This is a genomic window from Allobosea sp. 05T439 (assembly GCF_056396005.1).
The window spans coordinates 1-12987 of record NZ_JBFTKP010000050.1; the positions used below are offsets into that span (position 1 = coordinate 1).

The 12987-nt window shown below is 64.6% G+C and carries 9 protein-coding genes and 1 pseudogene; 1 reads left to right on the plus strand and 9 read right to left on the minus strand.

What is annotated here, in order from left to right:
* The 6 genes and pseudogenes from AC1DIO_RS31260 to AC1DIO_RS31285 all read right to left on the minus strand — a co-directional run.
* A pseudogene (locus tag AC1DIO_RS31260) lies at positions 1 to 383 on the minus strand (peptide ABC transporter substrate-binding protein); the annotation flags it as partial.
* 459 nt (positions 384 to 842) lie between these two features.
* The gene (locus AC1DIO_RS31265) at positions 843 to 2285 is read right to left on the minus strand and encodes an aldehyde dehydrogenase family protein (protein WP_441489934.1); all 1443 of its coding nucleotides are present in this window, start codon (positions 2283 to 2285) and stop codon (positions 843 to 845) included.
* A 73-nt stretch (positions 2286 to 2358) separates the two neighbouring features.
* Complete coding sequence (locus AC1DIO_RS31270; RefSeq protein ID WP_476854620.1) at positions 2359 to 3126, minus strand: amino acid ABC transporter ATP-binding protein; 768 nt, start codon at positions 3124 to 3126, stop codon at positions 2359 to 2361.
* Positions 3126 to 3794, minus strand: coding sequence for an amino acid ABC transporter permease (locus AC1DIO_RS31275; RefSeq protein ID WP_476854611.1), 669 nt, complete (start codon positions 3792 to 3794; stop codon positions 3126 to 3128). The genes AC1DIO_RS31270 and AC1DIO_RS31275 overlap by 1 nt, the downstream gene beginning before the upstream one ends.
* A gap of 87 nt (positions 3795 to 3881) precedes the next feature.
* A complete protein-coding gene (locus AC1DIO_RS31280; protein ID WP_113511165.1) occupies positions 3882 to 4694 on the minus strand; it encodes a transporter substrate-binding domain-containing protein in 813 nt (270 codons plus the stop codon).
* Positions 4695 to 4755: 61 nt separating this feature from the next.
* Positions 4756 to 6456: a thiamine pyrophosphate-binding protein gene (locus AC1DIO_RS31285; protein WP_441508038.1), complete on the minus strand. Its 1701-nt coding sequence runs from the start codon at positions 6454 to 6456 to the stop codon at positions 4756 to 4758.
* Between the two features lie 108 nt (positions 6457 to 6564).
* Between AC1DIO_RS31285 and AC1DIO_RS31290 the strand changes: the two genes are divergently transcribed.
* Positions 6565 to 7320 carry an IclR family transcriptional regulator gene (locus AC1DIO_RS31290; RefSeq protein WP_441508039.1) on the plus strand — a complete coding sequence of 252 codons (756 nt, stop codon included), beginning with the start codon at positions 6565 to 6567 and terminating at the stop codon, positions 7318 to 7320.
* Positions 7321 to 7381: 61 nt separating this feature from the next.
* Here AC1DIO_RS31290 and AC1DIO_RS31295 read toward each other — a convergent pair whose 3' ends face one another.
* The 3 genes from AC1DIO_RS31295 to AC1DIO_RS31305 form a co-directional block, all read right to left on the minus strand.
* Positions 7382 to 8677, minus strand: coding sequence for an NAD(P)/FAD-dependent oxidoreductase (locus AC1DIO_RS31295; RefSeq protein ID WP_441508040.1), 1296 nt, complete (start codon positions 8675 to 8677; stop codon positions 7382 to 7384).
* Between the two features lie 137 nt (positions 8678 to 8814).
* Positions 8815 to 10290: a protein adenylyltransferase SelO gene (locus tag AC1DIO_RS31300; RefSeq protein WP_476832545.1), complete on the minus strand. Its 1476-nt coding sequence runs from the start codon at positions 10288 to 10290 to the stop codon at positions 8815 to 8817.
* A gap of 67 nt (positions 10291 to 10357) precedes the next feature.
* Positions 10358 to 12985 carry an AAA family ATPase gene (locus AC1DIO_RS31305; protein ID WP_476832544.1) on the minus strand — a complete coding sequence of 876 codons (2628 nt, stop codon included), beginning with the start codon at positions 12983 to 12985 and terminating at the stop codon, positions 10358 to 10360.
* Between the last annotated feature and the right edge of the window lie 2 nt (positions 12986 to 12987).

The following is a 12987-nucleotide window of genomic DNA, read 5'->3' on the forward strand; positions in this document are numbered from 1 at the left end:
TTGCCGTCGGCAGACACTCCGCCATTGGCCTTGGTCGGGATCTCGGCGGCGAGTTGGGGAACGAGATTGCCGTCCTTGTCCCAGCCGGCGAGCGGCTCGAAGAAAACGCGCGAGGCGATCTGGTCCTTGGTGCCGCTGGCGAAATGCGGGTTCAGCAGGGTCGGTGCCTGCCAGAGCAGGATCTTCAGCGGCCCGCCGCCACCGGCCTTGGTCGGCTTGTAGTCGTCGGCCGACTGGGCCATCGCGACGCCGTTCCAGGCCAACATCTGGGTTGCGATCGGTGCGCTCAGTCCCAGCGCCACCATCTTCTGCACGAAGGAGCGCCGCGACAGGCCACCTTCCTTCACATCCGCGATCAAACCTCGCAGGTCGTGTTCGTTCATAAATACCCTCCGCCGACAGGCCGTTGATAATGTTCCGGGGGTCTTGCGCCCCCTGCTTTTCCCTCAAGCAGCCGTCAGCAAGGCATGGGCCAGCGAAAGCGTCAACTGGGCGCTGCAGAATGGCCAATGCTGCATGCGCCGATCGTGCGGGCGTTCGTGCAACGAAGCGTATCGGCGTGGATTAGGCCGCAGCCGCAGCAAGCAACGCGGCTTCATGACATGGCTTTGGAGAAGGTTTGGGGCGGGCACCAAGAATTGGCAGAGGGCACAACGATAGACCTGCCCCGAAACCGAGGTGCGGGCAGGGACCAGCCGAAGGCCATGTCGAGACTGAATGGCTCGCACCGGCGTGCTGACGATGCCCCCGTCGCGGCCTGCGCCGGACGTCGGCCATCCCGGCGCAGTGGACTTCGGAAAAATGCCCGTGATTCGGCCAGCCGATTCTCCACCCTCCGGCGGCTAGGCCGGAAGCGTGTAGGCGGTCTTCACGGTCGTGTAGAATTCCTGCGCGTAGCGGCCCTGTTCCCGGGGGCCGTAGGACGAACCTTTGCGGCCACCGAAGGGCGCGTGGTAATCCGTGCCGGCGGTCGGAAGATTGACCATGACCGTTCCGGCCTCTGCGTTGCGTTTGAAGTGGCTCGCATATTTGAGGCTCGTCGTGCAGATGCCGGCCGAGAGGCCGAACCTTGTATCGTTGGCGGCGGCAAGCGCGGCGTCATAGTCCTTGACGCGGATGACTGCTGCGACTGGCCCGAAGACCTCCTCGCGGGCGATCCGCATGGTCTGGTCGATCTCGGTGAACAGCGCCGGCGATAGATAGAATCCTGGCGTGGCCCGCGCGAGAACCTCACCGCCGCACGCAAGCCGGCCGCCTTCCTCCTGACCAAGGCGGAGATAGCGCAGGTCCTGATCKAGCTGCCTCTGGTCGACCACGGGTCCGATGCTTGCTTCCGGCTTGAGCGCATCGTCGACGACGAGCCCGTGCATGGCATCGATCAGGCGCTCTACGAAGCTGTCATGGATCTTGTCGGTGACGATCAGCCGGGACGCTGCGGTGCAACGCTGCCCGGTCTGGTAGAAGGCGCTATTGAGCGCACACCCAACCGCCAGTTCGATATCGGCATCGTCGAGCACGACAAGCGGGTTCTTGCCGCCCATTTCGAGCTGCATCTTCTTCATCCGGTCGGATGCGACACAGGCCTCTGCGACCTTGCGGCCCGTGGTGACAGAGCCGGTGAAGGAGATTGCGTCCACGTTATCGCTGCGCAGGATCGCTTCGCCGACGACAGATCCCGATCCCATCACGAGGTTGAAGACGCCGGCCGGAAGGCCGGCTCTGGCAAGGATGTCAGCCAGCGCATGCGCGGAGCCCGGCACCAGTTCGGCCGGTTTGAGGACGATGCAGTTGCCGTAGGCGAGGGCAGGCGCGATCTTCCAGGCAGGAATCGCGATCGGAAAGTTCCAGGGCGTGATCAGCCCGACGACGCCGACAGGCTCCCGGGTAATGTCGACCTCGACGCCGGGACGCATCGAGGCCAACCTGTCGCCTGCCAGGCGCAGGCACTCACCGGCAAAGAAGTGGAAGATCTGCCCGGCCCGCACGACCTCACCGATGCCGTCCGCCAGCACCTTGCCCTCCTCGCGGGAAAGCAGCATCCCGAGTTCGTCCTTGCGAGCGAGGATCTCGTCGCCAATACCCTTCAGGATATCGTGCCGGAGCTGGATCGATGAGCGCGACCAGGCCGGGAAGGCTGTCGCAGCTGCGTCGATGGCGTCCTGCACGTCGGCATGAGTGGCCTGCGCGTAATGGGCGACGATGTCATTGGTGTTCGACGGATTGATGTTGGCGATCGCTTCACTTGCGTGACGCCACTCTCCGCCGATGTAGTTCGGTTGGATCATTGCAGGGACTCGTGTGGCGGCGCGCCGGCACACGAATGCCGGCGTTGCGCGAGGGGAAGGCAATCGCCAAGGATCAATCGTTGATGATGGCGCGCAGGAAGCGCCGGGTGCGTTCCTCGGCCGGATTCTCGAAGAAGGCGCGGGCAGGGGCCTCCTCGACGATCTGTCCGGCGTCGAGCAGCATGGCCCGGCTGGCGACGCTCTTGGCGAACCCGATCTCGTGGGTCACCATGACCATGGTCATGTTGTGCTCCTGGTGCACCTTGCGGATGACCTGGAGAACCTCTTCGCGCATCTCGGGATCGAGCGCCGATGTCGGCTCGTCGAACAGCATCAGGGTGGGGTTCATCGCCAGTGCCCGGGCGATCGCCACGCGTTGACGCTGCCCACCGGAGAGCTGGAACGGATAGACACTCGCCTTCTCCGCCATGCCGACCTGTTCGAGCAGCTTTCTGCCCTGTTCTGTTGCCATGCGGGGCGGCGTCCCGAGGATCTTCATCGGCGCGATGGTGATGTTCTCGAGCGCCGTCATATGCGKGAACAGATTGAAGTTCTGGAAGACGAAGCCCGTCGACAGGCGAATTTTCTGCAACGTATCGGGGTTGGCCGTTTCGACATTGCGCCCGCCCACGGAGATGTCGCCGCGATTGATCGTCTCGAGGCCGTTGATGCAGCGCAGGAGCGTGCTCTTGCCGCAACCGCTGGGGCCGCAGAGCACCAGCACTTCGCCCTGTGCGACGTCGAGCGAAATGCCGTTGAGCACGCTGACGGCGCCATAGGATTTGTGAACGTCGCGAATACGGATGAAGGCCTGAGCCGAGGCTGCCGTCGCGCCCGTCATCAGATCGGTTGCCATTTTTGAAGCCTTTCGAGCATCCGCATGAGCAGGGCGTATCCCCAGATAAGCGCCACATACAGAACGGCTGCGCCAGTATAGAACTCAAGCGGGCGGAAGAATTGGACCGTCAGTTCCTGAGCCCGGAACATCACCTCGGGCACTGCGATCAGTACTGTTACGGTGACGTTCTTGATGACTGTGATGTGGACATTGGTGAGGGACGGCAGGGTCGCAAAGAAAGCCTGAGGCAGCGTGATGTAACGCATCACTTTCCAGCGTGAGAACCCAAGCGATTGTGCAGCCTKGGTTTGCGTGGCCGGGATCGCCTCAAGGCCGCCGCGAAACGCTTCACAGGCAAGCGCAGCCCCGTTCAGGGACAGTGCGATGATCGAGCTCACGGTCGGAGAAAACGAAACCCCTGTCAGGATCGGCATGACATAGTGGATCCAGATCAGCAGGACCACGACCGGAAGCGTGCGGAACAGGTCGACGAAAACCACCGAGGCGCCGCGCAGCAACCAGCGCCGCGACATGCTCATCGCCGCCAGTACGACGCCGAGAATGGTCGTGATGATGATGCTGGGAAAACTCGTCCACCACGCGTGCCAGAGTCCGCCCGCGAGATAGGGCCCGTATTCGGTCAGAACGCCGAATTGAAATGTGTAATTCATGATCTCATTCGACCAGCATTTTCCGGAGCAGAGACGTGACAGGGGGCGGATATGCGACGGGCGTCCGCCCCTTGCCTGGTTCGTCGGCTAGCGCGGCCCGACAGCCAGTTCAGGCGGCAGGTTCCACTTCTCGGCGAGAGTGCGGTACCAGCCCCGCAGCTTCATGGAGCGGACATAGGTGTCGAGGAAGACCAGAAGGTCGAGATCGGCATACCGGACAGCGTGGTTCATGCTGGTCCATTCCGTCTGATCGCTGGCGAACTTGATATTGCGCAGCTCGGTCGGGCGCTCCTGAGCGCGCAACTCATTCGAGACGGAATCGCCGATATAGGCCGTCGACCGCCCTTGCATGACCTCGAGCACCGCCGCTCCCGTATCGGAAAGGGGCGTGACCTTCGCCTTCTTGAAGGTGCGCTGGGCATATTGCTGGGCAGCGGTGCCCGAGACCACGGAGAGGACATTGCCCTCCTTGTCCAGGTCCGCGAAGGTCCGCACCGGGCTATCGGCGCGCACCATGGCGGTGGACGAGAGATAGCCGAAGGCCTCTCCAAACGCGACGGCCGTCGCACGCTCGGGTGTCGCTCCGAGCCCGCTCATGATGACGTCCCATTTGCCGGCCTGGAGCCCGGCCACGAGGCCGCTCCAGGTCGTGTTGACGAGCTCGACCTTGATCCCGGTCATCGCCTCGAGATTGCGAATGTCGTCGACGATGAGGCCTTCGTACTGGCTCGTCTTCGGATTCAGCAGAACGAACTTGTTCCAGGGGGCTACTCCGACGACCAGCTTCTTCTCGGAAATGATCCGATCGAGCGTGGGGCCTGCGGAGGCTCCGGATGCAGACAGCGCGACGACCGCCGCGACAGCGGCCGACGCAAGTGCGTTGGCGATGGTTCTCAGCATGCTCTTCCCCTTTTGTATGGCGCTGTTGAACAGATCGGCTCTCGTGAGGTGATCGACCGCATCAATGGACCGCGTCGCGGGCGAGAATGGTCTCGAAGCCGACGATCGGTGCCGTGGCGTTGGGATCGATGACGACGTCGATGACGAAGGGGCCGTCGGCAGCAACCCCCCCAGCCAGGGCCGCAGCGATCGCCTCCGGGGCCGTAACGCGCTCACCGCGGCACTTCAGGGCCCGACCGACTTCCGAATAGTCGATGTCGAGGAAGTCGCATTCGAGATAGCGGCCCATCACCTTCTGCTCCCAATGCCGCTGGAAGCCGAGGGTGCCGTTGTTGAACACGACGACGAGGATATCGACGCCGTAGCGGGCGGCTGTTTCGAGCTCATTGATGACGTAGCCAAAGGCGCCGTCGCCGGTCACGCAGACGACCTTGAGCGATGGGTCGGCCATCTTGGCGCCGATTGCGGCGGGCAGGCTCCAGCCGATTCCACCGGTTCCACGCGGCGAGAGGATGAAGCGCCCCGAGCCTGGCACATCGATATGGCTCATGGCCCAGCCGGTGATGTAGCTGGCATCCGTAACGATGAGGGTCCGTTCATCGACCTGTGCCGAGATTTCGGCCAGCAGGCGTTCGGGCCGGATCGGTGTCTGCGCCGACTCCGCGACCGGCCGGAACTCGGCCCTCCAGTTCTCCGTCAGCTGGTCGATCCGCGCCCTGGTCTCCGGGTTGGTTCGGGCCAGGCCGCGATCGGCGCAATAGGCCATCAGGTCGCGCAGGGTATCGCGGACATCGCCGACCATGGCGATGTCGGTTGCGAAATTGCGGCCGATCTCGGCCGGGTCGATATCGAGATGGATCAGCTTGGTTTCAGGCTTGGGCAGCGACCAGTCGCTGTAGCAGATCTGGCCGGTGCGCGAGCCGAGCACGAAGACGACGTCGGCCTCGGCGAACAGCGTGTTGGAGATCTGCCCGCGACCATAGCGTCCGCCCGTGGTGGAGCCGAGCGGGCCCGCGGCGAGCGGGTGCGCATCGGCAATGGCTCCGCGCCCGGTCATGGTTGTCGCGACGGGGATGTCGAACAGTTCCGCCAGCATCCGGATTTCCTCTTCGGCGCCGGAGATGATCGATCCGCCGCCCGCGATCAGGAGTGGCCGCTGGGCCGTCGCGAGGAGCTCTGCCGCCTTCTCGATGGATTCGCGGCTCGCCCGGACCCGGTTGGCCGGGAAATGCGTGTAGGGTTGGTCAGCCCAGGTCTGGGCTTCGGCTTCGGCGGCCATGACATCGCCAGGGCAAAGCAGGACCACAGGGCCCGGCCGCCCCGATGTCGCGATCCGGAAGGCCTTGCGCACTGCGTCGGCCGCCTGCTCCGGTGCATCGATGCGCGTCACGTCCTTCACATAGGGCGCAAGAGCAACCGCATGATCGAGCGCGCTGCTGGCGTTCTTGTTCTTGAGCCGCAGCGGGTGGTCCTGGACGAGCGCGATCACCGGCACGGAGGAGCGCTGCGCCTCCAGCAGGCCCGTGATCAGATTGGTCGCGCCCGGCCCGAAGGTGGCGGCGCACACGCCTGGCCGGCCGGTTACCTGGGCATAGCCATGCGCCATGATGGCCGCATGCTTCTCGTCGCGCACCGTGACGATCCGCGTGAATGCGCGGTCGACGGCGTGGAACACATGGATCGGATCCTCCATGCCGAACAGGCAGGTCACCCCGTAGCTCTTCAGGGTTTCGTAAAGTAGCGCGCCGCCGGTGCCCCGCATGGGTGTCTCCTCTTGACAGTCGGAAAAAGTGTTGCTTATTACGCAACATGTTGATTATTTATCGTACGCAGGACATCTGCGCGGCGTCAAGCCGCCAAGCGAGCGCTCATGAAGTCGATTGAAAAGGCCGTTAGTGCGCTGCAATTGCTCGTCAATTCGGGAGGCGAGCTGCGGGTTGGCGAAACCAGCCGCCACTTGAAAGTCACGCGCAGCAGCGCCTCGCGCCTGCTGGCTTCGCTAGCGAGCGGGGGGCTGATCGAGCAGGATCCCGCGACGCAGCGCTACAGGGCGGGGATCCTGGCTGTGCAGCTGGCTGCCAGCTTTCACCGGAATTTCGATCTGGTGGAACAGGCGCAGAAGGAAATGGAGGAGCTCGCCCGCCAGACCGAGCACACGGTATGGCTGGGCGTGCTCTCCGGCACCGAGGTCGTCGTCCTCAAGACGGCGCGGGGCTCGCAGCCGATCCAGTTCACGGTCGAGCCTGGCCACAGGCTGCCCGCGCATGCCGCCGCGATGGGGAAGGCGCTCCTCGCCGTCAAACCGGATGCCGAGATACGCAGTCTCTTTGCTGCAGCGCTCGATCCGGTGACGAAGCAGACCCTGGTTTCGATCGACGATCTGTTGCGCGAGGTCGCGATGTCGCGATTGCGCGGCTATGCGATCTCAAATCAGGAGCTTTTCGACGGCGTGAAAGCCATCTCCGTTGCTTTCGAGGACCCGCATAAGGGCATGAACATCGCCATCAGCGTTTCCTACCCGTTGTTTGCCTTCGAGGGCGGCGGCGACCAGTCGGTTGTCGATGCGCTGCTCCTGTTCGCCCATCACTTCGGTGCCCGGATCGGGGACAAGCGCTGGACGAAGTAAGGGGGGCTCGGGGCGCCGGCGMGGTCTGCCGGCCGCGGTGAGGCTCTTCGCCAGGGACGGTCTATCGTCGCTTCGGTCGGCTTTCGTTTTCGCGCCCCTGCGTGATCAGCCGCGAGCTTCTCTGGTCGCGCGCGTGAACCCACAGCCAGCTCAATGCCACGCTCACCCGATTGCGGACGCCGATCAGGAAATAGATATGAGCGAGGCCCCATAGCCACCAGGCCAGCGCGCCGCGCAGCTTGAAGAAGCCGAAATCGATCACCGCAAGCCGCTTCCCGATCGTCGCCAGACTGCCCGAATGCTTGTAGCGAAAGGCGGGTAGCACGCCCTCCCCGCGAAGCCTGAGGCGGATTGCCGTTGCGACGTATTTTCCCTGCTGCTTGGCTGCGGGCGCGATGCCGGGAACAGGGCTTCCATCGGGCGCAGCGACGCTTGCCGTGTCGCCAATGACGAAAATCTCGGGTCTGCCCGGTACCGTGAGATCGGCCTCGACCTTGACCCGTCCGGCTCTGTCAGCGGGAGCATCCAGCCAGCCGGCTGCGGGGGAGGCTTGTACGCCGGCAGCCCAGATGATCGTCGCCGCGGCAAGCGTCGTGTCGCCATAGACCACACCCTCGGCCGTGCATTGCGACACTGCCTGGCCGAGGAAGATCTCGACGCCGAGTCCTTCGAGGGCGCGATGGGCATAGGCGGACAGGTCGGGCGCGAAGCCGCCAAGCACGCGCGGAGCCGCTTCGATCAGCACCACGCGCGCCCTGCGGGTATCGATGTTGCGGAAATCTTCGGGAAGGGTGGAGCGCGCCAGTTCGGCGATCGTGCCCGCCAGCTCAACGCCGGTGGGGCCGGCTCCGATGATCACGAAGGTGAGCAGTGCGGCCTGTTTCAGCGCATCCGTTTCCCGTTCTGCCTTCTCGAAGGCGAGGAGAATGCGCCGCCTGATCGTCGTAGCGTCCTCGAGGGTCTTGAGTCCGGGCGCGAAGGGCTCCCAGTCGTCATGCCCGAAATAGGCATGCCGCGCGCCGGTCGCCACGATCAGGCTGTCATAGGCAAGCGTGGATCCGTCATCGAGGATAACGCGCCTGGCCTCGGGGTCGATGTCGTTGACGCCGGCCAGCAGCGTCGTGATTTCCGGGCGCTTGCGCAGGAGATGCCGGATCGGCCAGGCGATTTCCGATGTTGCAAGCGAGGCGGTGGCGACCTGGTATAGAAGCGGCTGAAACAGGTGGTGATTGCGCCGGTCAACGATGGTGATCCGAACAGGCGCACCGGCGAGGCGATGGACCGCCTCGAGCCCGCCGAACCCGGCGCCGATCACGACCACATGATGGCGGTCGGAGAATTCATCTAGCGTCGCCACAGGAGGATACCCGAAATGTCCGGCCAGTTTACTAGGAGTAGGCGGCTTTAGGGCGATGCGATAGGGCGAGACCGGCGCACGCAGCCTCTCAGCGAGCCTCGCGATCCGACACCGGCTCGGATCGAGGCCCGCTGAGTTCAGGTTCCGCAGAAGGTTGCGAGCACACGCTCATGAGCCGCCGGGGGGCGGGCGTAGTCCCCCCGACCTGGCTGCTCGTCATAGGGATTTGCCAGAACCGCCAGCAATTCCTCGAAGGGAGCGAGATCTTGCTGCTCCACGGCCGCCTCGATTGCGGCCTCGACGCGATGGTTGCGTGGGATGAACAGCGGATTGACGGCGCGCATCGCCTTCACCCGCTCCGCGGGCGATATGGCCTCGCGCGCCAGCCGTTGCCGCCACGTGCTCTCCCAGTCGTCGAACTCCGCGGGATTGCCGAACAGGTCGCGGCAAGCGCTCCCTTCGGCAGGGCCCGTTCCATCCGTGCTCAACCGCCGGAACACGAGTGTGAAATCGGCCTGGCCGCGCTGCATCGTGTCGAGCAGGGCCTTGATAAGCACGACATCATCCGCTTCATCGGCGAAGAGCCCAAGCTTGCGGCGGAAACCGTCGATCAATGCGGTCTGGAACAGCTCATCGAAGCGGTCCAGCACCTCCTGCGCGAGCTTGACCGCCTGGTCCTGGTCATCGGCCAGCAGCGGGAGCAGCGCTTCGGCGAACCGCGTCAGGTTCCAACGTGCGACGGGCGGCTGGTTGCCATAGGCGTAACGCCCGCGCTCGTCGATGGCGCTGAACACCGTACCCGAGTCGTAGGCATCCATGAAGGCGCACGGCCCATAATCCAGCGTCTCACCCGCAACCGACATGTTGTCGGTGTTCATCACGCCGTGGATGAACCCGATTTGCATCCAGCGGGCGACAAGCGCCGCCTGCACGGCAATGACAGCCTCCAGCAGGGCCAGATAGGGTGCTGCGCTGGCGCTGACGTCAGGATAGTGCCGGGCGATGACGTGGTCGGCGAGGAGGCGCAGGCCCTCGACATCACTGCGGGCCGCGAAGAACTGGAATGTCCCGATCCTGATATGGCTGGAGGCGACGCGGGTCAGCACAGCTCCGGGGAGCAGCGTCTCGCGCCTGACCGTTTCGCCTGTCGTCACGGCGGCGAGCGCCCGTGTCGTCGGAACGCCCAATGCAGCCATCGCCTCGCTGACGATGTATTCCCGCAGCACCGGCCCCAGTGCGGCCCGCCCATCGCCCCGACGCGAGAACGGTGTCAGCCCTGCACCCTTGAGCTGGATGTCGCGGCGCCTGCCCTCGCGATCGATCACCTCTCCGAGCAGGACGGCGCGTCCGTCGCCGAGCTGCGGGCTGAACCCGCCGAACTGGTGACCTGCATAGGCCGTGGCGATGGGCTCGGCCCCTTCGGCAACACGGTTGCCTACAAGCATCTCGGTGCCGTCGGGCCCCGCCAGCCAGACCGGATCGAGACCGAGCTGCTCGGCGAGCGCCGTGTTCAACCGCAGCAGACGCGGCGAACGGACCGCGCTGGGGGTTACCCGCGCGAAGAAGCGCTCGGGGAAGCGGACGTAGGAATTGTCGAAGGGGATGGCGGTCATGGGACGTAGATAAGCCTTGGCAGCAACACGGCAACTCCGGCCCTGGTCCTTACCCTCGCGGGTGAGGCTAAATGCGCCTGATCGGAGCGCCGAGCTGGATGAAATCCTTCTCTCGACAGGTCAGGATGAGGATCTGCAGGGAACCGGCAGCTTTGTTCAAGACGAGGTGCATCCGGTCGAGACGCTCTTCGTCGGTGTTCACCAGTGCGTCGTCGAGGATGACGATCGATGGCTGGCCAAAGCCTCGCAGGATGTCCGCCAGTGCCAGGCGCGTGATCACCGCTGTCTGCTCTCTGGCGCCCATGCTGAGCTGTCTGAAGGGCTCTTCGACACCAGCGCGGACGAAGTGCTCGATCTCGAGCGTGTCCTCGTTGAGCACGATCTGGCTGTCGGGATGGAGCAGGCGCAGATACGGAGCAACCCGTTCGCGTACCGGGCCGAGCCAGCGGTCCTTGGACTCGCGCTGCGCTTCCGCCAATGTCTCGTAGAGAAGCCGGGCGCCATCGGCCTGAGCCTTGGTCGTCGCGAGCTGCCTTTGCCTGAGCGCGATCTGGCCTTCGATCTCGGAGAGCTGCTCGCCCAATCCATCACGACCAAGCGCCCGAAGTTCGATCTCGAGATCACGAGCCTCGCGGGCCGTCCTCTCAAGATCGGCGCGGATATTCTCAGCTGCGTTCCCGGCCCTGGAGAGGGCCAGCGAGGCGGCTTCGGGGTTCGCCCGCTCCAGCGCGCGAATGGCGGCCTGCTCAGCCTCCTTGGCCGTCATATGGGCCGATTGGGCGGCATCAAAACTGGCCTGCAGCTCGGCATCCGCGATCTTCGAGCGGGCCTCGATGAGGTCACGCCCCTTCTCGCTGGCGCTCGTGATTGCGGCATTCAGGCGCTCGTTCCAGACCGCTGCGTCAAGCGTGGCCTTCTCATGCTGGGCGCGATGCTGCGCCGCGGCGTCTTCGGCGGCCTTCTCGTCGTGGAGGGCGATGCGTTGGGCCTCGACTGCCCCGGCGCGGCTCTCCTCTGACGCTTCCTTTGCGTCGATCTCCCGCGCAGCGGACTGGGCGGCGAGCGCGCGCTGGTTCTGGGTCTCCTGCCGAAGGACTTCGAGCCCCCTGGGAGCGGTGGCGCTGATCAGCTTCCTTTGCAGCTCTGCTTCGGCGATCGCTTCGCCCTTTTGCAGCACTTGCGATCTTGCCGCCTCGAAGCTGGCGCAGCCGGTCTTGCGCAGCTCGCTTTGGAAGGCGCGTTCGGATTCACCAAAGGCTCGCGCGAGATCCCCGACGCCGCCCCCTGGATGGACGACCAACTGGCCGAACCCTTCGAGCTCGATCGTCGCGTCTCTTGCGAGGAGCAGGGGCTCACTGAGCAAGATTGCCTTGCCGTCTGACGAGACGTTCTGTTGCGCGTTCGGCTTGAATTCGATCCGGACGCTCGCCGCCTCGAGCCGGGCCCTGGCTTTCGCGAGCTGTTCGCCGGCGCGCTCCAGCGTGTCGACCTCGGGCTTCGTGACGGTGATGGCTGCAGCTGCGGCCAAAGCGGTCATGCGCTTGCCGTCAGCTTCTTCGGCACTCTTGAGATCTAGCTCCAAGCGGGCGAGGAGATGCAGCGCGCGGCCGTGGTCAATGGCCCGCTGKACCGCGGCGAGCGCTTCGTCCGCAACGCTCCGCGCAGCCCGCGCTTGTGCGAGCCTCGCAGAGGTCGTGGCGGTCGCTCGCTCGAGCCGGCTTACGACGCTCTTGGCATCCTCGGCATCGTGAGTGGCCTGGGCCAGCGACGCCCGTGCGGCATCCGACGATTTCACGAGCGCCTGCCGCGCGGCGAGCCGTTCTGTGGCTGCCTCGGTCTCAGCCTTGCAGCGTGTGGCGTCACGGCCGGCGTTAACAACGATCGTCTCTAGCATCTCGGCCTGTACCATCGCCTCCTGCGCAGAGGCGAGGGCGGACAAGGCTTTCTCGAGAGAGGCGTCGTTGTGATAGCGCGCGACAATCTCGCGCTTCCTTGCGAGGTCGCCGACCTTGCTGTCATGGGCCGCGAGGCGAGAGGACATCTCTTCGCGACGAGCGGAGAGGGCTTCGACATCGTCGAGCAGCGCCTTGTAGTCACCGCGCGGCTTGTAGCGTTTGTCCCAGTAGGTGCTGCGCCGCGCCTCGGCTGCTGCAATCAGGGCTCTTCCGCGTTCTCCGCCGATGACCTGGCCGACTTCGGATTCAAGTGCTGAGGAAAGCGAGTCCCGGCCGGCGCCGACACCAAGCGCCTGATGTGAGAGCCCTTGCTCGACCCAGAGAAGCCCGAATATGCCCTGGTGATCCTGCGGCTTGGAACCACCGCGGCCAGGCGGGGTAAACCCGAACAACTCCGCCAGGCGATCATCGGCTGCGTCGCCGATATGACGCTCGTTGGCTCCGATCAGCTCGGCCTCGGGCTTCTGGCAAAAGGCCTTGCGAAGCGACCAGGCCTGCCCATCGAGCTCGAAGTCGACTTTGACCTGGGGACGGACATTCTGGTTGTAGGGCAGCATCGCCTGCGCGGCTTCGCCTCCGACGCGGTGACGCTCGAAGAAGGCGGCTCGCAGTGCTGCGAGAATGGTCGACTTGCCAGCTTCGTTGTCACCCGAGATGACGTTGAGGCCATTCTGGAGATCGTCGATGACGACGGATCGGAGCTTCCGGAAATCCTCGATCTCCAGGCGGCGAAGGAACATGG

Bases quoted from the DNA above. Each gene is read 5' to 3' on its own strand.
- AC1DIO_RS31285 (WP_441508038.1), bottom strand. From the start codon at position 6,456: ATGCGGGGCACCGGCGGCGCGCTACTTTACGAAACCCTGAAGAGCTAC.
- AC1DIO_RS31290 (WP_441508039.1), top strand. From the start codon at position 6,565: ATGAAGTCGATTGAAAAGGCCGTTAGTGCGCTGCAATTGCTCGTCAAT.
- AC1DIO_RS31300 (WP_476832545.1), bottom strand. From the start codon at position 10,290: ATGACCGCCATCCCCTTCGACAATTCCTACGTCCGCTTCCCCGAGCGC.
- AC1DIO_RS31280 (WP_113511165.1), bottom strand. From the start codon at position 4,694: ATGCTGAGAACCATCGCCAACGCACTTGCGTCGGCCGCTGTCGCGGCG.